This is a genomic window from uncultured Roseobacter sp. (genome assembly GCF_947495025.1).
In the GTDB taxonomy this organism is placed as follows: Bacteria; Pseudomonadota; Alphaproteobacteria; order Rhodobacterales; family Rhodobacteraceae; genus Roseobacter.
Genome location: NZ_CANLXG010000001.1, coordinates 1,506,152 through 1,529,359 on the forward strand (window position 1 = coordinate 1,506,152; position 23,208 = coordinate 1,529,359).

At 57.3% G+C, this 23,208-nt stretch carries 18 protein-coding genes; 13 read left to right on the plus strand and 5 right to left on the minus strand.

The window, feature by feature from the left end:
* The first annotated feature begins 187 nt into the window (after positions 1 to 187).
* Complete coding sequence (locus tag Q0792_RS07150; RefSeq protein ID WP_298838077.1) at positions 188 to 1,687, plus strand: FAD-dependent oxidoreductase; 1,500 nt, start codon at positions 188 to 190, stop codon at positions 1,685 to 1,687.
* A 37-nt stretch (positions 1,688 to 1,724) separates the two neighbouring features.
* Here Q0792_RS07150 and Q0792_RS07155 read toward each other — a convergent pair whose 3' ends face one another.
* The 3 genes from Q0792_RS07155 to Q0792_RS07165 all read right to left on the minus strand — a co-directional run bounded on the left by Q0792_RS07155 (position 1,725) and on the right by Q0792_RS07165 (position 7,900).
* Positions 1,725 to 4,379 (minus strand): EAL domain-containing protein, encoded by a 2,655-nt coding sequence (locus Q0792_RS07155; protein ID WP_298838080.1) that lies wholly within the window; start codon positions 4,377 to 4,379, stop codon positions 1,725 to 1,727.
* Between the two features lie 265 nt (positions 4,380 to 4,644).
* Positions 4,645 to 7,116 (minus strand): methyl-accepting chemotaxis protein, encoded by a 2,472-nt coding sequence (locus Q0792_RS07160; protein WP_298838083.1) that lies wholly within the window; start codon positions 7,114 to 7,116, stop codon positions 4,645 to 4,647.
* Between the two features lie 127 nt (positions 7,117 to 7,243).
* Positions 7,244 to 7,900, minus strand: coding sequence for a GntR family transcriptional regulator (locus tag Q0792_RS07165; protein ID WP_298838086.1), 657 nt, complete (start codon positions 7,898 to 7,900; stop codon positions 7,244 to 7,246).
* Between the two features lie 134 nt (positions 7,901 to 8,034).
* On the opposite strand from Q0792_RS07165, the gene dctP reads away from it, so the two are divergent.
* The 5 genes from dctP to Q0792_RS07190 all read left to right on the plus strand — a co-directional run bounded on the left by dctP (position 8,035) and on the right by Q0792_RS07190 (position 13,722).
* Positions 8,035 to 9,021, plus strand: a complete 987-nt coding sequence (dctP, locus tag Q0792_RS07170) for a TRAP transporter substrate-binding protein DctP (protein WP_298838088.1) — start codon at positions 8,035 to 8,037, stop codon at positions 9,019 to 9,021.
* A gap of 63 nt (positions 9,022 to 9,084) precedes the next feature.
* Positions 9,085 to 9,633, plus strand: coding sequence for a TRAP transporter small permease (locus tag Q0792_RS07175; RefSeq protein WP_298838091.1), 549 nt, complete (start codon positions 9,085 to 9,087; stop codon positions 9,631 to 9,633).
* Complete coding sequence (locus Q0792_RS07180; protein WP_298838094.1) at positions 9,633 to 10,949, plus strand: TRAP transporter large permease; 1,317 nt, start codon at positions 9,633 to 9,635, stop codon at positions 10,947 to 10,949. Before Q0792_RS07175 ends, Q0792_RS07180 begins: the two co-directional genes overlap by 1 nt.
* A complete protein-coding gene (locus Q0792_RS07185; protein WP_298838097.1) occupies positions 10,946 to 12,208 on the plus strand; it encodes a malonyl-CoA decarboxylase in 1,263 nt (420 codons plus the stop codon). Before Q0792_RS07180 ends, Q0792_RS07185 begins: the two co-directional genes overlap by 4 nt.
* Complete coding sequence (locus Q0792_RS07190; RefSeq protein ID WP_298838100.1) at positions 12,205 to 13,722, plus strand: malonyl-CoA synthase; 1,518 nt, start codon at positions 12,205 to 12,207, stop codon at positions 13,720 to 13,722. Before Q0792_RS07185 ends, Q0792_RS07190 begins: the two co-directional genes overlap by 4 nt.
* A gap of 15 nt (positions 13,723 to 13,737) precedes the next feature.
* On the opposite strand, the gene Q0792_RS07195 is transcribed toward Q0792_RS07190, so the two are convergent.
* The gene (locus Q0792_RS07195; protein ID WP_298838103.1) at positions 13,738 to 14,349 is read right to left on the minus strand and encodes a ferric reductase-like transmembrane domain-containing protein; all 612 of its coding nucleotides are present in this window, start codon (positions 14,347 to 14,349) and stop codon (positions 13,738 to 13,740) included.
* 18 nt (positions 14,350 to 14,367) lie between these two features.
* On the minus strand, positions 14,368 to 14,856 hold the full coding sequence (locus tag Q0792_RS07200) for a twin-arginine translocation pathway signal (protein WP_298838105.1): 489 nt from the start codon (positions 14,854 to 14,856) through the stop codon (positions 14,368 to 14,370).
* Positions 14,857 to 15,170: 314 nt separating this feature from the next.
* Here Q0792_RS07200 and Q0792_RS07205 point away from each other — a divergent pair, with 314 nt between their 5' ends.
* From Q0792_RS07205 to Q0792_RS07235, 7 genes are all read left to right on the plus strand, one after another.
* On the plus strand, positions 15,171 to 16,169 hold the full coding sequence (locus Q0792_RS07205; RefSeq protein WP_298838108.1) for a Gfo/Idh/MocA family oxidoreductase: 999 nt from the start codon (positions 15,171 to 15,173) through the stop codon (positions 16,167 to 16,169).
* Between the two features lies 1 nt (position 16,170).
* Positions 16,171 to 17,742, plus strand: coding sequence for an acyl CoA:acetate/3-ketoacid CoA transferase (locus Q0792_RS07210; protein WP_298838111.1), 1,572 nt, complete (start codon positions 16,171 to 16,173; stop codon positions 17,740 to 17,742).
* Positions 17,739 to 18,512 carry an enoyl-CoA hydratase/isomerase family protein gene (locus Q0792_RS07215; RefSeq protein ID WP_298838114.1) on the plus strand — a complete coding sequence of 258 codons (774 nt, stop codon included), beginning with the start codon at positions 17,739 to 17,741 and terminating at the stop codon, positions 18,510 to 18,512. Before Q0792_RS07210 ends, Q0792_RS07215 begins: the two co-directional genes overlap by 4 nt.
* Positions 18,509 to 20,035: an aldehyde dehydrogenase family protein gene (locus tag Q0792_RS07220; RefSeq protein WP_298838117.1), complete on the plus strand. Its 1,527-nt coding sequence runs from the start codon at positions 18,509 to 18,511 to the stop codon at positions 20,033 to 20,035. The genes Q0792_RS07215 and Q0792_RS07220 overlap by 4 nt, the downstream gene beginning before the upstream one ends.
* 55 nt (positions 20,036 to 20,090) lie before the next feature.
* On the plus strand, positions 20,091 to 21,341 hold the full coding sequence (locus tag Q0792_RS07225) for an ABC transporter substrate-binding protein (RefSeq protein ID WP_298838119.1): 1,251 nt from the start codon (positions 20,091 to 20,093) through the stop codon (positions 21,339 to 21,341).
* A gap of 65 nt (positions 21,342 to 21,406) precedes the next feature.
* On the plus strand, positions 21,407 to 22,324 hold the full coding sequence (locus Q0792_RS07230) for a carbohydrate ABC transporter permease (RefSeq protein WP_298838122.1): 918 nt from the start codon (positions 21,407 to 21,409) through the stop codon (positions 22,322 to 22,324).
* Entirely contained in the window at positions 22,324 to 23,205 is an 882-nt protein-coding gene (locus Q0792_RS07235; RefSeq protein ID WP_298838125.1) for a carbohydrate ABC transporter permease, read from the plus strand. Before Q0792_RS07230 ends, Q0792_RS07235 begins: the two co-directional genes overlap by 1 nt.
* Positions 23,206 to 23,208: the final 3 nt, after the last annotated feature.

Below are 23,208 nucleotides of genomic sequence, written 5' to 3' on the forward strand. Positions count from 1 at the left end.
CCTGCCGGAACGCTGCGCTGCTGTCTTTGCAACTGCTCCGACAACCCTGGCCCGCGTCACGCCGCAGTCCGCCATTATGATCCCGCTTCCGGGGCCGCACGTGCATCCGAACACAATCCTGATCTGACACGGAATACGACAAACCGCTGGATCTGTGATATTTCCGTCGTGGAAAAGGGGGACACTTATGTTTGATCATGCTTCCGCGCAGGATGAAATGCAGAAGAATTCACCGACGTTACCCTATGATCTGATCGTCGTGGGTGCAGGGGTCGCCGGACTGAATGCTCTGTTTGCGTCAACTGAATACCTTTCTTCTGACGCACGGGTGTTGCTTATCGATGAAAAGGCAAATGCCGGCGGCATGTGGAACACCGCCTATGATTATGTCCGGCTCCATCAGCCACACCCGATGTTCACTGTGGGAAACCTGAAGTGGGACTGGAACCGGCCCAGAGACTACCTGGCCCGGCGGGACGAGGTACGCGATCATCTGTCGGCGTCGCTGGAGCCTGTGGCAAAAGCCGTAAACCTCGAAACAAAATTCTCCCGGCGGGTCGTATCGTGCAAAGAAATCCATGACACGGAAGGGTTTGTTGCCGAGGTCAGCTGCCACCCGGTCGACAGACCGTCTGACATCGCAACATTCAGGGCGCGCCGGGTCATTCATGCACCAGGACTGAACTATCGCGTCGCAGAACCGCTGGCCCTGAGCAGCAACAATGTGGTGTCAGTTATTCCGCAGGATCTGCGTCAGACGTTGCAGGATCACCCTGGCACGGACGTTTACGTTGTCGGGGGTGGCAAGACCGCCATGGACACGGTGCTTGCCGTTCTGGAACAGGATCCTGCGCGGACCGTTACCATGATCAACGGACGGGGCACGAATTTTCTGAACAGGACAAGGTTTCTCCCGACCGGGCTGAAACGATGGACTTCGGGCGCTCTGGTGTCCTCGCTTTTTCGCGACATCGCACTCAGCTTCGATGGCACGAACGGGGAAGCGACCGTTGGATTTTTCAGAGAGAACTTCTCCACTGAACCAGATGCGGCGAACGGTGTATTTTTGTACGGGCTGCAGTCCGAAGAAGAGCTCGCACGGATTTCATCGGGGCTGACTCGCAGACTGCCCGGATATCTTGCCGACATCAGAGACACAGATGCGGGTCCGGAAATGCAACTTCGGTCCGGTGCGACTGAAACGGTGCGGCGGGGCAGCATTTTCGTGAACTGTACCGGCAGTTTTTTCCGCGCGGAAATGCAACAGGAACACCTGCCCTGCATATCTCCCCATGGAACGCTGGTCAGCATCAACGCCAGAGATGGCTTTCATTTTCTGACCAGTGTTTCAGGCTTTTTCTTGGTTCACCTGCTTTTCCGGGACATGCTCCGAGGGCGCGGATTTTACACAATGGACCATGAAAAACTGTTCCGCCAAAACCGCAACGCCTGGGTCGGTGCCTCGGCGGCACAGGCCTATCTCAACCAGGTCATCGCGGTTCAGTCACTCCCGATGATGCTGCTCGACAGATGTGGCCTTGATCTTGATCGCTGGTATCCTCTGCCACGACGCATGGCGGGCCTTTACAGGATGAAAGCTCGGGCGGCAGAAGATATCGCGCATTGCACCCACGCACTGGATGTTGTTGCGCAGCGTTACGACGTGCACGCTGCGCCCCTGGACTGATTACCGGAATGGCAAGGCCGCCCCTGACGGTCAGATGTCACGCCGTAAAGCGACCTGTCAGATGTTCGCCCGCAAACCCAACCAGTTCGTCAAAAGGCATCGGGCGGGCAAAGAAAAACCCCTGCAATCTGTCACATCCCAGGCGCGCCAGAATTTCGGCCTGTTCGCTGGTTTCAACGCCCTCGGCCGTTACACCCATTTCCAGCGCCAGCCCGATTTCCACTATTGATCTCAGAAGCCGGAGACCGTTTCCGTCTTCGGCAACCGGGGACACCAGGCGCCTGTCAATTTTCAGCCTGTCGGGTCCTATCCTTTGCAGAGCGACAACAGAGGCCCGCCCACTGCCGAAATCGTCCACTTCTATCGCAATCCCAAGATCACGCAGCCGGTCCAGCTGGAAGAGAAATTCGTCATTTTCCTCCTCCAGAAAAATGGTCTCCAGAAGTTCGAAAGCCACCTGGCCTGAGTAGGCGCGCACAAGGTCTCTGATGGCAGGAATATCTCCGTCGTTTACCCGCTTGGCGCTTACGTTGAACGACAATGACGGTGGCTCACGCAGGTGTCCGAACACATCCTGACATTCTGTGATGGCTTTCTCAAAAATCATCCGGTCGATGTCCGCCGCAACATTGAGATCCGTGGCAACAGAAAGGAAGATATCAGGTGCAAGAATGCCCTTTTCCGGATGCTTCCAGCGTGCGAGGGCTTCCATACCCACCATTCTGCCTGTCACTGCATCCACCTGAGGTTGATAAAACGGCACAAACTGTGAGCATTCGATCCCGCGGAGAATGTCATCAGCAAGCGCTTTGTTTCTGTGGAGTTCGTCAAGATCGGAGCGGTCGAAAATCCCCAGCTGACCACGTCCGCGATGCTTGGCTTTGTACAGGGCGACATCGGAGTTTGTGAGCAGCTCGTCGATTTCTGCCAGTGGTGTCCTGGCAAGTCCGATGGAAGCACCGAAACGGCACTCCTTCCCCTCAAAATGGGTGGGTTTCGACAGCTCCACCAGAAGCAGCTGTGCCAGTTCTTCTGGCCGTTCGCTTTCTTCCGCCAGATAGAGCAAAACAACGAATTCATCACCACCGATCCGGGCCACCACGTCATCCGGCCCTACGTTTCGGCAAATCCTCTCCGAGGTTTCAGTCAGCACTTTATCGCCGGCGGCGTGCCCCATCGTGTCGTTAATCTGTTTAAACCTGTCGAGATCGATGTGGAGCGCGGCAATTTCCCCGCCGCAGCGTTTTCTGAGATCTGAAAATTCGAGAAATCTTTCGGTCAGGTGGCGCCGGTTTCCAAGACCTGTCAGGTCATCGTGTTCTGCCTTGTAGGTAATTTCCCTGTTCGCCGTTTCCAGACGTTCCGCGTACTGCTCGACGGCCCGACGTTCACGTACCAGTTCAGTCGTATCAATCCGCAGGATCACAAGATCACCGTTTTCCGCTCGCGACCGCAGGATTCTATGGTGGATATCGCCCGCCAGCTCAAGGTCCTGCACCGGCTTTTGTACGGCCTCCTGCTGGTGTGCCGCTGACATCCACTCTTCTTCCCGGCCAATGGCCTCTGCGATTTTTCCTGATCTGATCGCGACGCAGGCGGCCTCTGTGCGATGCATGCCTACCTGCAGTCCGTTCGGGTCGTTTGTCATGGAAACGCGATAAGCGTCGTTCCATACAACCAGGCAATCATCTGAATCATAAATTGCAAATGGCGACGGATAGGCATTCAGCGCAGCAATCAACCGTGCTTCGGCAGCCTGAGCTGAACGTTTCTGACGAACGAGTTCTGTAGAATTCAGACGGATGACAACGTAGTCGCCGCCCGACGATCTCGATCGCAGCAGCCGGTGATGTATATCACCGTCCAGCTCCACATCTTCCCACTGTTTCTCCTGCTTTACTGAAGCTTCCACTTCACTGATCCATTGTTCCTCGCGTCCTCGGGCATCCGGATAACGCCCATTTGCAACCGCAAGCAGAAGCACATCCCGCAGGTGCATACCTGCAACCAGATCGTCTGCATCCTCGGAAACAGAGGCTGCGTATCCTTCATTCCAGTGCACAAGGTTCAGTTCTGAATCGTAAATAACGATGGGATCCGGGTAGGCATTCAGCGCTGCGAGAAGACGCTCGCGGGCATTCATCGCCTCATCTCGTTCTTTGATCAGTTCGGCGACTTCGTCAAGAATCGCGTCGTTGCTGACTGTGCTTACCGTCGTGTGCGCAGTCTGGTCAGGTCTGTTTCCAGGGGAATACTTTTTGTCCGAAAAATTTCCGGCCGTATCTGAGCGACTTACTTCGCCTGATAGCAACGCGGCGCCACCACATTCCCGGAACCCGGCACAGATAATTTTGTCCGTATCATTATTTAATGAAGTCACAAAGAAGGTGACCCTGCAGCGGATTTCGCTTTGATCTGCTCTTCTCAGCGATACAGCGCAACAACGTAATTCATTGTCGGCATCCATATCGACCGCGATACCCGACAGGAATTTCCAGATTTTTGAATCGTCGTCCGGGGACACCAGGAACGTTTCGTTTTCGTCAACCTCTGAAGCCAGACCATATAACTTACGAAACGCGTTGTTTACATAGACGGAACGTGCAGCCTGCTTACCGGTTTTCAGCCGACCGAACGCGACAGCTTCGGTCGACAAATCAATGAAACGTTTTCCAAGAACGTTAAAACTCATGATCGCCTGTTTCCTCAACCATGTGTTTAACGCGCTGGGGTTAGGCAAAGATAAACCGGTACTCAAAAAGGGTGATGCGCTGTTTCAGTTCAGTACTGAAACAGCGTCGCATCCACAGAAGAAAGCCTGCTGACCTGTTCCAAGGATGATGAATTACGGATTTCTTTAGGCGCTCTGCGTCGTCTGCAACGGCAAAGGCAAATTGGGTTGAACGGGCTGTACTGTGCCGGGTCACGCCGCCAAAAAGATCGCCGACAATAAGCTGCTATGCCGCACCTCGCCGGTTGATTCGTTCAGTCCCAGCTTCGGTGTCTGTCTGCCCTTTTGTGGAAAACAACTGCACCCGACTGGATAATTCATCTGCAACAACTGACAGATTCTGGCTTGCAGCTGTTGTTTCCTCAAACATGGCGGCGTTCTCCTGTGTTACCTGGTCCAGCTGGTTCATGGCAGTATTGATCTCTCCAATGCTCTGCGACTGCTCACCGGACGCATTGGCAATCTGGACGACATAACCCGACACATCGGATATGGAGGCGATGATCCGGTCGAGTGCTTCGCCTGCGTCACCGACAAGTCTGACCCCGAGATCCACGCTTTCGGACGACGCGCCAATGAGTGCGCTGATTTCGTTCGCCGCCTCGGAAGACCTTTGCGCGAGTGCCCGGACTTCAGACGCGACAACGGCAAAACCCCGGCCAGCGTCACCTGCCCGTGCGGCTTCGACTCCGGCATTCAGGGCAAGAAGATTGGTCTGGAATGCGATGTCGTCAATGACTTTGACAATGGACTTAATTTCCGAAGAACTCTCCTCGATCCTGCCCATGGCCGCTACGGCATCGCGAACGACGCCACCGGAAGACTGCGCGTTGTCCTGTGCAGCAGTTACAACTGCATTGGCATTTTCGGCGCCCTCGGCGGAACTGCTTACTGACGCGGTAATCTGTGATACGGCCGCGGCCGTTTCTTCCAGTGTCGCCGCCTGACTCTCGGTGCGCTTACTCAGTTCGTCAGCCGCGCTTGCAACGCTCCTGATCTCACTGCGGATTGTCACGGCACTGGAAATTACAGAACTGATCGCGTCTTCAAGCCGGTCAACCGCTACATTAAAGTCCCGGCGGATCTGATCATTGGGTCCGGAGAACTCTTTCTCAATTCGTACTTTCAGGTCACCTTCGGCCAGTGTCGCCAGCGCGGTACTGAGTTCGCTGACCATAGCATCCTGCTCTGCCTGCAAACGAAGCCGTTCCTGCTCCGCAGCAGTCGTCTGACGGCGTTCACTGGTGACGTCCGCGCCGATCAGGACACTGCGTTTCAGCGTACCATCGCTGAAGAAAACAGGACTGATACCGCCCAGCAGGAACGAGGGCGGCCCGTCACCTGTCCGGATTTCAAATTCGCGGAATGAGGGCTGTTCAGGGTCTGCCGGAACGCCTTCCTGAAAAACTGAGCCGGAAAAAGTGCAGTCAGCCTTGATCTCATCCGTGCCGGCAAGCCTGCGAAACGCCTCGTTTGCGTCGACCAGATGCCCCTCGCCGTTGAATTCAGCGCGCGCCTGGTTGCTGTCGAGCGAATGCAGTACGGCAGCATTGAGCCGCTCCTCGCTCACGTCCGACCATTCCAGCACATAGCCGATACAGGATCCATCCGCGCCCTCTATCGAAGACGTATTTACCACCAGTGTAACATCCTCAAACTCAATACTTTTCTGACTACCCCCGGCGCCCGGCTCAGAAAGGGCTTGTGCTGAAACACCTGTTTCGTGCAGCAGACCGTCGATCTTCTGATTCAGGATCTTTCCTGTACGGAATTCAGGAAACCGGTCAGCCAGAAAGTGCTGGTGCATTTCAAACATGTTCATCATGGCCGGCGAGGCATACTGCACTTTTAAATCTGCTGATGCGATCATGACGGCGGAAGAGCCGGCATCAAGCGCAGCACTCTTCATCGCAGCGTCTTTGCGCGTAGTCTCGGAAGCTTCGAGCTGATCGCGAAACTCTTCCAGTGTCCGGGCAACGACCCCAATCTCGTTGCCGCGTCTGTATTTTGGAATTTCCGTACCAAAATTTCCGCTGGCCACCTGCCGCATAGCAGCCGCGATCTCGAGCAATGGGCGTGCAACAGTGCGTTTGATCAGGAAACCGACCACCAGCAGCATTACCAAACCGACACCGCTGGCCAACATCAGGGAAGCGCGGTTCTGCTCGCGGACTGCAGCGAACAGGACGTCTGTACGCCAGTCGAGCGCAACCACACCGATTATTGCGTTGTCCTGGCCGAAACGAACTGGTGATGCGAAAACAAGGCTTTCCGGGTTGCTGTGAAGAGCACTGTTCTGCAGGGCGACGCGCGCCGTTTCCAGGAGGTCTGCCGAGGTGTATCCGTCAAGCAGTTCCACCGAAACGACTTCGCCCGTGGCATCGAGAATGAGCGCTCCGGAAGCACTGCCTCCGAGTCCGTCAAGGGTTGAGCGCAAAACGGTGTCGAGATCGTCCACCTTGCGGAACTTGAGAGCTGGTCCGGTGCGGGCACCGATCTGCAGAACCACCTCGGCACCAATCTTGGTGATTGAGTCCGTTGCGACTGCCTCTGACGATTTCATGGACTTGAATGTCACCAGCCCAATGGTCAGCGCGGAAGAGAGTGCCAGTGCAAAAAGGCATTTCAGGTAAATCGAATCCGGCAGGCGCCACCGACTTACGGACTTCCTGGCTGGCTGCTCATTTGCTGTCGTCATGAAACCGATCTCCGCATCACAGGATGAAGAGAGATCATGCCAGACGAATCTTAGAAAAGGCTGAATACCGGTGCGCCGGCGGTGCACAAAAGGACAGGATCAGCACCTGTATCGCAGTCTGGTTTTTTCAGGCGGCAGCGGTCTTCAGGCTGGCCATAAGGTGATGGAACTTTTCGCCCTGAACGGCGACGTGCCCGCGCATGACCTCAGCAGCGTGCGAACCGTCCCCCTGCCCGAGTGCCGCTACAATCTGTTCATGCTCCTGCATCGACTGCTTCAGCCGGCCACGCAGCCGAAGCTGTGTTCTGCGAAAGGGTTGCAGTCTGCGCTGAAGACGAAGGCATTCCTGCTCGAGAAAGCTGTTCCCGGATTCCTTGTATAATATCGCGTGAAATTTCTCGTTCTCACGATAGTACAGATCCGCATCCCCGGCCTCGACCGCGGCATGGCAGCGCCTGTTCGTCTCATTCAGTTCAGAAACCGCTCTGTCAGAAATCCTCGAGGCGGCGAAACGCGCGCAGGTGGCCTCAAGCTCTGCCATGACCTCAAACATTTCAATCAGTTCGATCGGTCCGGGTTGCCGCACAAAGACCCCGCGTCGTGGGAAATGCTCCACCAGCCCCGACTGCGCAAGCCTGAGCAGCGCTTCGCGCACGGGCGTCCGGGACACACCAAACCGGGCAGAAAGCTGAACCTCGTCCAACCGCTCTCCGTTGCCGAAGGTGCCGTTAAATATCAGCTCTTCAAGCTGGTCGGCAATAATGTCTGATCGCTTGCGTTCCATGATCTTCTTTTAACATATCGATTTTTCGCACGCAAGATTTTGCATCTTGTATACAAAAACATTGACTTGATACACAGCAGCTGCATCTTAAGCGAAGACCCGACGCAGAGTCGGGAGAGTCAGGGAGGACTGAAATGAATACGAAATACATTGCCACCATGGCATCCGCCGCCATGCTCGCCAGTTCTGTTGCCGCAGGTGCAACAGAACTGCGCCTGTCGCATCAGTGGTCCACAGCGGACGTCCGCCACCAGGTCGCACAGATTGTCGCCGACGAAGTTGAAGCGGCGAACGTTGACCTGGAAATCAAGATTTTTCCTTCGAAATCACTTTTCAAACCGCGCGAACAGTACAAACCGCTCAGCCGCGGTCAGCTGGACATGACGGTCTTTCCGCTCAGCTACGCAGGTGGTCAGCAACCGGCCTACAACCTGACACTGATGCCGGGGCTGGTCAAAAACCATGATCACGCAGCACGCCTGAACGAGAGCGCATTTATGGGTCAGATCGAAGAGATTATGGCCAATGATGACGTGATGGTTCTGGTACATGGATACCTTGCCGGGGGCTTTGTCGGCAAAGACAAGTGCATCACATCACCCGATGATGTGCAGGGACAACAGACCCGCGCCGCGGGCAAGGCGTTTGAACAGATGCTGGCAGGTGCAGGCGCTTCAATCGCGTCCATGGCGTCGTCGGAAATCTACAATGCTATGCAGACGGGCGTTCTGACCGCAGCGAACACGTCATCCTCTTCGTTTGTGAGCTACCGGATCTATGAGCAGGTTGCCTGCTATACGCCGGCCAGTGATTTTGCGCTCTGGTTCATGTACCAGCCGCTTCTGATGAACAAATCGACTTTTGATGGTCTGTCCGCGGAACAACAGCAGGCCCTGATGGACGGTGCAGCCAAGGCCGAAGCCTTCTATCTCGAAGAGGCCAAGAAACAGGATGCAAACTCGGCGAAAATCTTTGCCGACAACGGTGTCGAAATCGCCGAAATGAGCCAGAGCGAGTTCGACGCATGGCGGGCGCTGGCTCAGGAGACATCCTACAAAAAATTCGTCGAGGAAACGCCAGGCGGACAGGATCTGCTCGACATGGCGCTTTCAGTCGACTGATCTGAACACGGGGGCTGCTTTCCCGGCTGCCCCCGCAAAAAATCCCCTGTTCAGGAGGCCGCAATGGCAGGCCAAAGCAGTACTAAAGTTGCTCAAACGGGCAACAACCCCTTTCTGCGCTTTGTCGCCGGGATCTCGACCCTGGCCGGCTGGTGCTCGGCCGGCATGATCGTTGCGGCCGTCGGGATCACCTGCCAGATGATTTTCATCAGGTTTGTGCTCAACGGCTCAACCGTCTGGCAGACCGAGGCCGTGATCTATCTGGTCGTTGCCGCAACCCTGATCGGTCTTCCCTATGTGCAATACCTCAGAGGCCACGTGAACGTCGATCTTGTCCCGCTTGCCCTGCGGCCAGGTCCACGCCATGTACTTGCAGTGTTCACACTGTCGGCCTCCGTCGTGATCGTCGCCGTTATGTTGTTTTATGGTTACGACTACTGGCATTTTGCCTGGGAACGTGGCTGGCGGTCAGACACTGTCTGGGGTGTGCGCCTCTGGATTCCTTACCTCTCGATTCCGGTGGGATTTGGCCTGCTGCTTCTGCAGCTGATTGCTGACCTTGTCGCGGTAATCACCGGGATTGAAAAACCCTTTGGACTGGAGGACAGCTGATGGATCCGCTGCTTCTTGGCGCTATTGTCGCCGTCGCCACCATTCTTGTTCTGTTCTCCGGTGTTTCAGTGGCGCTTGGCCTGCTGATCGTTTCCGCCGGTTTCCTGATCGTGTTCGATGGAATGCGGTCGCTGGAGCTGATGCCCGAGATACTCTTCGGCAAGCTCGATAACTTTGCGCTGCTGTCGATCCCGATGTTTATCATTATGGGCGCGTCGATCGCGTCCACCCGCGCAGGTGCCGACCTCTATGAAGCGCTGGAACGCTGGCTGACGCGGGTGCCCGGTGGACTGGTGATTTCCAACCTGGGGGCCTGTGCCCTGTTTTCCGCGATGTCCGGCTCGTCGCCGGCGACATGTGCCGCCATCGGCAAGATGGGCATTCCTGAAATGCGTAAACGTGGCTATCCGGATGCGGTTGCCGCGGGCTCGATAGCCGCAGGCGGTACGCTGGGCATTCTGATCCCACCGTCTGTCACGATGATTGTTTACGGCATTGCGACAGAGACCTCGATCGGGCGGCTTTTCCTCGCCGGCGTCTTTCCGGGCCTTATGCTTGTCGGTCTCTTCATGGCGTGGTCGCTTTATTCCACATGGCGTTCAGGGGATGCGTCCGTTCTCTCATCAACCAGCTACACCTGGCGTGAAAAATTCGAAATACTGCCGCGCGTCCTGCCGTTTCTCGCGATCATTGTGGGCGTGCTCTATGCGATGTACGGCGGTATTGCGACACCATCGGAAACCGCCGCCGTCGGCGCCTTGCTGTGCCTGGTGATCGCAATGGTGATCTACAGACTCTGGAACCCCGCTGATCTGTGGGTCGTGCTCCGTGACAGCACCAAAGAAAGCGTGATGATCCTGTTCATCATCGCAGCTGCAGGTGTCTTCAGCTATATGCTGTCGTCGCTTTTCATCACACAGGCCATCGCGGAATGGATCGGCACGCTGGATGTCAACCGGTGGGTGCTGATGGGCGCGATCAACGTTTTCCTGCTGATCGCAGGCTTCTTTCTGCCACCGGTCGCGGTTATTCTGATGGCGGCACCCATTCTGTTGCCAATTATCACAACCGCCGGTTTCGACCCGATCTGGTTTGCTGTTATTCTGACGATCAACATGGAAATCGGCCTCATCTCTCCGCCCGTTGGCCTGAACCTTTATGTTATCAACGGCATCGCACCGGATATCTCGCTCAAAACGATCCTGCGCGGCTCACTGCCTTTTGTGGCCTGCATGGTCATCGCCATTATTCTGCTGTGCCTCTTTCCCGGCATCGCAACGTGGTTGCCGGACACGGTCATGGGAACGACCGGATGACAATGCTGGCAGACCTGCTCTCGACAGTCTTTGAACGAAGGCTCCGCCTGCCCGGTGCTACTGCGGATGACCCGCGCAGCACAGAGACGCTGGCGGCAGCTCTGATCGGCACCGATGGCGAGATCTCCGGTCAGCAGCTGGGGCGTACCATCCTGGACCGCTACTCAAAGATGGACAGCACCGGCAAACATGCGTTTTTCAGTCATCTCGCCAATGCCATGGATGTCGACCCGGACAGGATACGCAGCGCCTTGAACGCCTGGGAACAAAAGCCTGGCGGAGAAACCTATAAGATGTTTACCCGGGCCGCCGAACCCGCCCGGCAGGAATTTATCCGACGCCTCAACCGCGTTCCCCAGGCAACTGGACAGCTGGTCGCGATGCGGGCCGACCTGCTGCAACTGACCGGCTCTGACCCGGCTCTTGCCGCACTCGACTTTGATTTCCAGCACCTGTTCAGCTCCTGGTTCAATCGCGGTTTTCTGGTGCTGCGGCCGATCAGCTGGGAAAGTCCTGCGCATATCCTCGACCGGATCATTGCTTATGAAGCAGTGCACGCCATTGACAGCTGGGATGATCTGCGACGCCGGCTGGAACCTGCGGACCGCCGGTGTTTTGCCTTTTTCCATCCGGCGATGGCAGACGAACCCCTGATCTTTGTCGAAGTTGCCCTCACACAAGGCATCCCCTCTTCGGTTCAGGACCTGCTTTCGGAAGACCGGGATGCAATTGCCGCTGAAGACGCAGATACAGCAGTCTTCTACTCCATCTCGAACTGTCAGGCCGGTCTGGCCAACATTTCCTTTGGCAATTCACTGATCAAACAGGTCGCTACGGATCTGTCGCTCGAACTGCCGTCGCTGAAGCAATACGTCACGCTGTCGCCGATACCGGGCATGAACAGCTGGCTTGACGAACAGCGTTTCCCGCAAAGCCGCATAACTGCGGAAAATGCGGCCACGCTTGCGGCATACTATCTTACCGAGGCAAAAAACGCGAAAGGCCGGCCACGTGACCCGGTTGCGCGGTTCCACCTCGGCAACGGCGCAATGATCCACAGAGTTCATGCGGGCGCTGATCTGTCGGCGAAAGGACTGGGCCAGTCACATGGTGTGATGGTCAACTATCTTTACGATCTGGCAAAAGTCGCCCAGAACCATGAGAGCTTCGCCAATTCGGGTCGTGTTGCTGCGTCCGCTGAGATCAGATCAGCGAGCGCCCTTGGGAAAAAGGTCATTCTGGAAGAGGCCGTTTCATGACGAATGTGCTATTTGACACGCTTTTTGGAAAACATACCGGCCAGCAGACCCCCTTTCTGATGATGCAGGACGGCTCTGTCCTGTCTCATGCGGATTTTCTTGCGATGGCATCACGGTTTGCGCACGCCATCACACAGTCAGGTCTTGGACCCGGCGACAGACTGGCAGCCCAGACAGAAAAATCGCCCCAGGCGCTCGCGCTTTACGCAGCCTGCGTTCAGGCCGGCATTATCTTTCTGCCTCTCAATACTGCGTATACCGCGGGCGAGCTCGCTTACTTTATTGAAGACAGTGGCGCTGGTCTGGTCGTCTGTGACGGCGCAAAAGCCGAAACCATCCGGGAAATCTGCGCAAAAACACAAACCCAGGTCGAAACACTCAATGGCGACGGCACCGGGACGCTCTCCGGCGCAGCAGCAAAGTACAGCGAACCGTTCCGGACAGCACCCCGCACGGAAGATGATCTTGCCGCGTTTCTCTATACCTCAGGAACCACAGGCCGTTCAAAGGGAGCCATGCTGACCCAGGGCAATCTGCTGTCCAATGCGCTGACACTCGCGGATTACTGGCAGTTCGATGCATCCGACGTATTGCTGCACGCCCTGCCGGTTTTTCACACGCACGGTCTTTTTGTGGCAACAAACGTGATGCTGGCATCAGGGGGAGCAATGATATTTCTTCCCCGTTTTGACCAGGACCGGATGATAGAACTTCTGCCTCGGGCAACAGCGCTGATGGGCGTTCCCACGTTTTATACCCGCCTGCTGGGAGACGCACGTTTTACACGGGAACTTACGTCGCACATGCGTCTGTTTATCTCGGGAAGTGCGCCGCTTCTGGCGGACACGCACGTACAGTTCGAGGAACGAACAGGCCATCGCATCCTTGAACGGTACGGCATGACGGAAACAAATATGAACACGTCAAATCCGTACCACGGAGACCGACGCGCAGGCACGGTCGGCTTCCCGCTTCCCGGCGTGGAGGTCATTGTCACCGATCCAGCTACGGGCGGGCGACTGGGTCCTGACACCGTCGGTCAGATCGAAGTTCGCGGGCCCAACGTATTCCGCGGTTACTGGCAGATGCCGGAAAAAACAGCGGCCGAGCTGCGTGAGAACGGATTTTTCATAACCGGAGATCTGGGCAAGTTTGATGCTGACGGGTACCTGCACATTGTCGGACGGGACAAAGACCTGATCATTTCAGGCGGCTATAATATCTATCCCAAGGAAATTGAACTTGTCCTTGATGCCCAGCCCGGTGTTCTTGAAAGCGCGGTAATCGGCGTGCCGCATACAGACTTCGGGGAAACGGTGCTCGGCCTTATCGTCGCCGAGAAGGGCGCCACACCAGATCTGGACCAGATCGCGGAAACCACCGCCGGGCAGCTTGCCCGGTTCAAGCACCCCCGCAGGCTGGTTCTTATTGATGAACTGCCTCGGAACACGATGGGTAAGGTCCAGAAAAATCTGTTGCGCGATGCGTATGCAGATTACTTCGCGACCGCCTGAGACAAACCCGACACTTCAGTCATTTAGCAGCGCACGCAAAGCCGGAAGTCCGAACCGGATCAGCGCGCGAACAACTGCGAGCAGGACGGCCAGACATAACACCAACCTTGTCCAGGGTTCCATCGCCCCCTCGATCAGCAGCGCGTGCGCCAGCGTGCCGGCGACGATCACAATGACGAGCGACAGATGTATGATCCGCCATATCCGGGGCCGGATCCCCGCCCTGCGCCGCAGGACCGCCAGCACGCCGGTTGCAAAGAGCGCCCACATTGCAACGACACCCCAGGCAGAGAATGGCGTTGGCGACGCAAACAGCAACGCATCGATCACGTCAGGCGGGCTTGTGATCCACAGACCCCCGACATGGATCAAAACAGCGATAATGACACAGGCACCTGTCAGGCGATGACCAAGCCGCCCGCGCATTGCTTTCAGTCCCGGCAGGTCGCCTCCGATAAGCAACGGCTGAACCAGAAGCAGTGCCAGCGAAAAAATGCCTGCAAATCCGGCAATGATATAGACGGGATCACGCCAGGCCAGAAGCGGGCTGGCAACAGCGGCCCCTATGGGAACAAAAATGACCGCGGCGAGGACCAGCCAGGGAAAGGCCGTGCGAAAAACGTTCATTCCGGTGCCGAACCGTCCTCAGGCCGGCTCCAGCACGAAATGTGCTTCAAGTGTCTTGTCACCTGCGCTGGACATCACCGGCCTCAGAAACACGGTTCGGAAGTCCTGGCTGTCGTACGCCAGATGCCCGTGGGGCTGGCCAAAGGCCGGAACGATCTGAGGCATTTCAAGACGAAACTCTCCATTGGCATCGGTCAGGGTTGCGCCGTGGCTTTCGGGGTCACGTTCGTGCCCTTCGGTCGTATGCGCCCAGATCTGAATACGTTGCCCTGGCAGGGGTGCGCCGTCTCCTGCCCGGCGCACTGTTCCGGTCATCCAGAACCCGCCGCCACCGATACGATCAACAACTGGTGCGCCGGGACGGTAATTGTTGGACCCTCCGCGCATGGACTGTGTGGGCTCCAGACCGGCGGCCCGGGCCGGCACCAGCAATCCGGATCCACCGGCCACCACCATCGAGCCGGTAGCAACAATCGCCTTTCGTCGGGAAATCAGAGTGCGCGTCATTCGAATTCCTCCTGAACTTTGTGTTTTATCTGGTGCCCGATTGCTCTTTCGCAAGTGCATACGCCCGGTGTTCGTTCACAATCGGCTGAGCCTTGCCCGGTTTGCAGGCATGATGCGCAATACATAACCGGAATATGGGAAAATCAGCCACCCCGGCGCCGGACGGAGCCGGGTCAGAGCGGTTTTGCTTGCTCTGAAACAGGGGGCCTTACGCGGCCGGCTCAGCGGTCTCAGCAAATAGTTAAGAAACGGAGCTTGATCTTTTGGATCGTTCCAGTAACGTATTTTGGAACGATCCAGTACGGAGAATCATTGTGAAGTGGGCATTGATCGGCGCAAGCACCATCGCGTCACAACATATGATCGGCGCGATACGCGCTCAGGAAGGCCACAGTGTCTCGTCCGTACTGAGCAGCGACAGCAATCGCGGGAGCGCCTATGCGGACGCGCATGACATACCCGAAGCCTTCACAGACCTGGATGCACAGCTTTCCGGCGATATCGATGCAGTGTACATTTCCACAACAAATGAAAAGCACCACGCACAGGCAATGGCGGCAATCGCTGCGGGCAAACACGTGCTGTGCGAAAAACCTCTGGCAATGACTGTAGCGGAGGCCGTCGCGATGGTCCGCGCGGCGGCAGAAAAAGGCGTGACCTTTGGTACAAACCATCATCTGCGCAATGCCGGCTCCCACCTCAGAATCCGCGAGCTGATCGCGGACGGCAGGATCGGTACAGTGCAGGCCGTGCGGGTCGCGCACGCCGTTTATCTGCCACCAAACCTTCAGGGCTGGCGCATTGACAACCCGGCTGCGGGTGGTGGCGTTATTCCTGATATCGTGGTGCACGACGCCGACACAGTGCGATTTCACCTGCAGGAAGATCCGGCCGAGGTCGTTGCCATTGAACGGTCCGAAAGCCTCGGGCGCGGCGTCGAGGATTCTGTTATGAGCGTCTGGCAGATGCCTTCGGGCGTGACGGTGCAGACGCACGAAGGGTTTACGATCCGTCACGCGGGTACATCCTTTGAGATTCACGGCACCAAAGGCTCTATCGTCGCGACCGGTGTGATGACGCAGCAACCTGTAGGCGACATCGTCCTGCGCACCGAAGCCGGAGAGGAAGCTGTAAGCTTCAGCGATCACAATCTTTATGCTCGTGCCGTGGGGCTGTTCGCTGATGCCTGCGCCGGCAACGGATCTCCCTCTGCAACGGGTATTGACGGGGTCAAATCACTGGCTGTCGCCGCAGCCGTAAAGAAAGCGGCGACAACCGGCCAGAAGATCTCCGTCGACTATGGAGGTGTATGACATGGGCAAGGTTGTCACCCCTCAGCAAGCTGTTTCACAGATCAGCGATAATGCCGTTGTCACGGTTTCGTCTTCGTCCGGTCTGGGCTGCCCGGATCTCGTACTCCGCGCTCTGGGCGAACGCTTCGAGACCGAAGGCCATCCGCGCAACTTGACAACCCTTCATCCGATCGCAGCGGGCGACATGTACGGTATCAAAGGTGTCGACCACATTGCCCGCGACGGGCTGCTCTCGCGCATTCTGGCGGGCTCGTACCCCAGCGGTCCGTCATCAATGGAAATGCCGGAAATCTGGAAGATGATCGTCGACAACCGCATCGAGGCCTACAATGTTCCCTCGGGCATCATGTTTGACATGCACCGCGATGCAGCAGCCCGCAAACCGGGTGTTTTCACCCAGGTCGGCCTTGAAACGTTTGTTGACCCTGTTCGCGAAGGCTGTGCGATGAATGAACGCGCCGCAGCAGCTCCCATCGTGCACCGCCATGAGCTGGCGGGCGATACGTGGCTGCATTTTCCGAACATCGTGCCCGACGTCGCGATTATCAGGGCAACGACCGCTGACGAAACCGGTAACCTGACATTCGAGCACGAAGGCGCGACGCTGGGCGCACTGGACCAGGCAATCGCTGTCCGAAATCACCGGGGCCTCGTGATCGCACAGGTCAAGCGTGTGACAGCGACCGGATCACTGCGCCCTCATGACGTCCATGTTCCGGGCCATCTGGTAGATCTCGTCGTCACAGACCCCGATCAGAAGCAGACAACGGGAACAGGTTACGATCCTGCGATTTCAGGTGAAATCATGCGTCCATGGGACAGTTTCTCTCTGGCGGAACACGGGATTGAAAAAGTCATCGCCCGTCGCGCGGCCATGGAGCTTTCGCAGGGCCAGAGCGCGAACCTGGGCTTTGGTATTTCGGCCAATGTGCCGCGCATACTGCTCGAGGAAGGCCACGCGCAAGCGGTCACCTGGGCCATCGAACAGGGGGCTGTTGGCGGCGTGCCGCTGACAGGTTTTGCATTTGGCTGTGCGTCCAACGCGGACGCGATCCTGCCATCGCCAGCACAGTTCACTTACTTTCAGGGTGGCGGCTTTGACGTGTCGTTCCTCTCCTTTCTCGAAGTGGATACCGACGGCAACGTCAACGTCTCCAAGCTTGGGAAAAAACCCTATCTTACTGCAGGGTGTGGTGGATTTGTTGATATCACGGCAAATGCCAGAAAAATCGTATTCTCCGGATACTTTGAAGCCGGCGCCCGGCTCGAACTGACCCCTGATGCGCTGCGTGTGGCGCAAAAGGGCAAATTCACCAAAATGGTGGACACGGTTGAACATGTAACCTTTGCGGGCAGGCGCGCGCGGGCACGTGGTCAGGACGTTCTCTATGTCACGGAACGCTGTGTGATGCGCCTTGATGACGACGGGCTCGTCGCCACAGAGATCATGCCGGGCATTGAGCCCGAAGCCGATATCGTTCAGGCTTCGGAAGGGCGTGTGCGGGTTTGTGGAAACGCATCACGCATGCCGGTTTCACTGCTGGCCGAAGGACCGATGGGGCTGATGCTGTGAGCGCTGTACACCTTGAAATTGCCGGATCCGTTGCCGAGATCCGCCTGGAAAACCCGGCAAAGCTGAATGCTCTGACCATGAGCATGATTGAAGCACTGGATGCGCATTGCGCCCGCATTGAAGACTGCAGAGACATCCGCTCCGTCCTGCTGACCGCCGCCGGTGACCGGGCATTCTGTGTCGGTGCTGACATCAGGGAATGGGCCTCACTGGACGCACGGACATTTGCCCGGGACTGGGTCCGCAGGGGCCACCGTGTATTCGACAGGATCGCCCGGTTGCCTGTTCCGGTGATCGGCGTCCTGTCGGGCCACGCTTTTGGCGGAGGTCTTGAGCTTGCCGCGACCTGCGACCTGCGTATTGCCGCACCTGGCGCTACCATTGCTCTTCCGGAAACCACAGTCGGTATCGTGCCGGGCTGGTCGGGTACACAACGCCTCGCACGGCAGATCCCCCCGGCTGTCCTCAAGGAAATGGCGCTGACAGGCGCCCGGCTTTCTGCATCTCGCGCGCATGCTGTGGGCTTTCTGAACGGTGTCGAGGACGATCCCAGAAGCGCCGCGCTTGAAATCGCAGAACGCATCTCGGACAGCGCCCCGCAGGCAACGGAAACAGCCAAATGGCTGATCTCGGCTGCACTTGAGGAAGACAGCGCAGCCGCCATCGAAGCGCTGGCCGGCGCCGCCATGTCACCCACCACGGAAAAAGCCGAAGGCGTTGCCGCCTTTGCCGAAAAACGCAGAGCCGATTTTGGAAAGGTTCAGTCATGACAGAGCATGACCTTACACTTGTTGCCGGCAGTGCTGAGACCTCATGCGGGCCGGACGTTGTGGAGCTGCAGCATCTTATTGACGGAAACTGGACGGATTCAGCCTCGGGCGAGACCTTCGAGCGCCATTCTCCTGCCAGCGGGCAGCTTATCAGCCGTGCATCACGCGGTGACGCTTCTGATACCGAAAAGGCCATAGCGGCTGCCCGAAAGGCCTTTGATGACAGACGCTGGAGCGATGTGCCCGGCGCAGAGCGCGCGCGTTTTCTCAACCGCGTTGCGGACCTGATTGATACGAACCGCACCCGGATTGCGCGCCTCGAAACACAGGAAAGTGGCAAGCCCATCTCTCAGGCCGAGGCTGAGATCGAGGGGGCAGCAAATATATGGCGTTATGCGGCAACGCTGGCCTGGAACATCCGCGGAGAGAGCCAGAACGCACTTGGACCGGACATGCTGGGGATGGTTCTCAAGGTCCCGGTGGGTGTGGTGTCGATCATCACACCATGGAATTTTCCCTTTCTGATTGTGTCCCAGAAACTGCCCTTCGCTCTGGCCGCAGGGTGTACCGCAGTCATCAAACCTTCTGAACTGACCTCCGCCACCACAGTCCTCCTGGGTCAGCTCCTGATCGAGGCGGGGTTGCCGGCGGGTGTCGTGAACATCGTCCTGGGCTATGGCGATCCGGTCGGTACTGTGATGACAACCCACGCCGACGTCGACATGGTCTCCTTCACCGGATCAACCGGCGTCGGGAAATCTATCGTTGCGGCTACGTCCGCCACGCTCAAGAAAGTCTCGCTGGAACTGGGCGGCAAGAACCCGCAGGTGATTTTTGCTGACGCCGATCTGGACGAAGCCGCCGATGCCATAGTCTTCGGCGTGTATTTTAACGCGGGCGAATGCTGTAACTCCGGGTCCCGGATCATCGTGCATGAGGATGTCGCCGACGCGCTGAACGAAAAAATCGTGGCGCTTTCCCGCAAAGTACCGTTCGGCGACCCAATGAACCCTGAGACCCGGGTCGGGGCGATCATTTCGAAAACTCACCAGGACAGGATAGACGGATATGTGCGACAGGCCGTGGACGCCGGTGCCAGGGTGTTGCTGGGTGGAGAAGCGCTTAGCATTGATGGTCTGAGTGGCAATTTTTACCAGCCCACCGTTGTCGCAGATGTGGGTGCGCAGATGCCCATTGCCACAGAAGAAGTGTTCGGCCCGGTTCTTTCGGTTCTGACGTTCCGGACATTTGACGAGGCCATCGCCCTGGCAAACACCGCCAGTTACGGTCTTTCGGCCGGTGTATGGAGCGATAACGTTCACACCTGTCTCGAATTTGTTCGCCGGGCAGAAGCCGGAACAGTCTGGACGAACACGTGGATGGATGGCTACCCTGAACTTCCGTTCGGCGGGGTCAAGGAAAGCGGTCTGGGCCGCGAACTCGGGTCCGGCGGAATCGAGGAGTTTCTGGAATTAAAAACCGTACAGATGCGAATTGGCAAAACGCGCCAAAAATGGGTCTGATACAAACTGCGCGGAAGCTTTTGCGCAACATGCATGTCTATAAGGGAGGAAACCCATGCGTGACTTTATGAAGATGACAACATCCACACTGGCGGCACTTGCCTTCAGCGGCAGCCTCGCGACAGCGGGCGACGTTGAAGTGCTGCACTGGTGGACATCGGGCGGTGAAGCCGCCGCCCTCAACGTCCTCAAAGGTGATCTGGAAAACCAGGGCATCGGCTGGCAGGACATGCCTGTTGCTGGCGGTGGTGGCACCGAGGCGATGACCGTGCTGCGCGCACGCGTCACGGCCGGTGATGCACCGACCGCTGTGCAGGCGCTGGGGTTTGACATTCTGGACTGGGGCGCGCAGGGCGCACTGGCGGACCTTAATGCTGTTGCCGCCAAAGAAGGCTGGGACGACGTGGTCCCCGCCGCTCTGCAGGCCTTTGCAAAGCACGACGGCAAGTGGATTTCTGCACCTGTAAATGTGCACTCCACCAACTGGGTATGGGCAAACAAGGCGGTTCTCGACGCAAATGGCATTGCCGTACCGCAGACCTGGGAAGACTTTACAGCAGCAGTTGATGCGCTGTCAGCCGCTGGCGTGACGCCGATCGCACACGGTGGTCAGGCCTGGCAGGACGCAACCGTCTTTGACGCCGTTGCAATGTCTACAGGTGGCCCCGAGTTCTATAAGGCCGCGTTCATCGATCTCGATGAAGAAGCGCTGGGCTCTGATACAATGAAAGAAGCTTTCGACCGTATGGCATTTATCCGCGCCAATGTGGACGACAACTTCTCGGGCCGCGACTGGAACCTGGCAACAGCGATGGTCATCAACGGCGAAGCCGGATTCCAGATGATGGGCGACTGGGCCAAGGGTGAGTTTCTGAACGCGGGCAAAGTACCGGGCGAGGACTTTCTGTGCTTCCGCTTCCCCGGCACACAGGAGCAGGTCACATTCAATGCCGACCAGTTCATGATGTTTGACCAGGGTGGTGTTGTTTCCAAAGAGCAGGCAGCACTGGCCAGCGCGATCCTGTCGCCGTCCTTCCAGTCAGCGTTCAACGTGGTCAAGGGCTCTGTGCCGGCGCGTACGGACGTCTCGGACGAAGCCTTTGACGCCTGCGGCAAGCAGGGTATGGCCGATCTCGCAGCGGCAGCGTCCTCGGGCAACCTCTTTGGCTCCATGGCCCATGGCCACGCCAACCAGGCGTCGGTGAAAAACGCCATCTATGACGTGGTCACCGCGCATTTCAACGGCGAGTACGACAGCGCAACAGCTGTCGAAGAGCTCGTCGACGCGGTATCTATCGCGCAATAACCAGACCAGGGGTGGCCTCCGGGCCGCCCCACCTGTTCTGACCATTTTCCCGGGGGATTGTCGCCATGTCGGACCGCACTCAGGCGGATTTTCAGACGCGTCTGCAGAACTGGCTTCCCAAGCTGGTCCTGTCACCGTCTCTGGCCATGATATTTGTGTTCGTCTACGGGTTTATCCTGTTCACGGTCTACATTTCCTTCACCGACAGCCGCATCCTGCCTTTTGTCGGCAACGGCGGCAAACCGGCCTATGACCTGATTGGCTTTTCCAACTACGACAAACTCTTCAGCCTGTCGCACTGGGAAATCTCGATTACCAACATGGCGATCTTCGCCGGCCTTTACATAGGGATCTGCTCGCTCGTCGGACTGATGCTGGCCATCTTTCTCGATCAGAAAATCCGCGGCGAAGGCCTTCTGCGCCCCCTCTACCTCTACCCCATGGCGCTCAGCTTTATTGTGACCGGAACCGCGTGGAAGTGGTTCCTCGACCCGGCCATCGGCCTTGAGAATATTGTGCAAACCTGGGGCTGGACGAGTTTCACCTTCGACTGGATCAAGAACCGGGATTTTGCCATCTATACAGTCGTACTCGCGGCAGTGTGGCAGTCCAGCGGATTTGTCATGGCCATGTTTCTGGCAGGCCTGCGCGGCATCGACAATGAAATCCTCAAAGCCGCCCAGATGGACGGTGCCTCGAACTGGAACCTCTACCGCCGCATCATTATTCCGCAACTGCGTCCTGCGTTCCTGTCTGCTTTTGTGATCCTGGCGCACCTGGCAATCAAGACCTTCGATCTTGTCATTGCGATGACCGGCGGCGGGCCGGGCCGGGCCACCGAACTGCCGGCAACCTTCATGTATTCCTACACCTTCAGCCGCAACCAGATGGGCATCGGTGCTTCGTCAGCGGTGATCATGCTGATGACCATCGCGGCCATCATGATCCCCTATCTCTACGCTGAACTGAAGGAGAAGAAGTGATGGCTGCCGCAACGCAGGACTCCGCGATCCGCACAGGCCGGGTCACCCGCACGCTGATTTACCTCGTGCTCATCCTCTTCGCCCTGTTCTACATGCTCCCGCTCTATGTGATGATGGTGAACTCGGTAAAACCCCTGTCAGAGATCACCGGTGGCGGCATGATGTCCCTGCCCGATGTCTGGACAATTGAGCCCTGGAAAAAGGCCTGGTCCACCGCCCAGATCGGCGTCGAGCCCACGGGGTTGCGCCCCTATTTCTGGAACTCGATCTCGATGGTCGTACCGGCGGTCGCGATATCGACAGTTCTTGGCGCCCTGAACGGATATGTTCTGACCAAATGGCGGTTCCGCTATGACACGATCCTCTTCGGGCTGATGCTCTTTGCCTGCTTTATCCCGTTTCAGATTGTTCTGATCCCGATGGCGGCTGTGCTCGGCTTTCTCGGTCTTGCCGGATCCACCGCCGGGCTGGTGCTGGTGCACGTGGTCTACGGGATCGGGTTTTCAACGCTGTATTTCCGCAACTACTATGCAGTCTTCCCGACCGAACTGGTGCGTGCAGCCCAGATAGATGGTGCAGGCTTTTTTCAGATTTTCTGGCGCATTCTCCTGCCATCGTCGGGTCCGATCGCCGTCGTCTGTATTATCTGGCAGTTCACGAACATATGGAATGACTTCCTGTTCGGCGCGTCCTTTGCCAGCGGGAACGGTGCGCCGATGACCGTGGCACTCAACAACCTCGTTCAGTCTTCGACAGGCGTGAAAGAGTACAACGTCCACTTTGCAGGCGCGATCCTCGCTGCCCTGCCCACACTCCTCGTCTACATTGTTGCCGGCCGCTACTTCGTGCGCGGTCTCATGGCAGGCTCAGTGAAAGGGTAATTC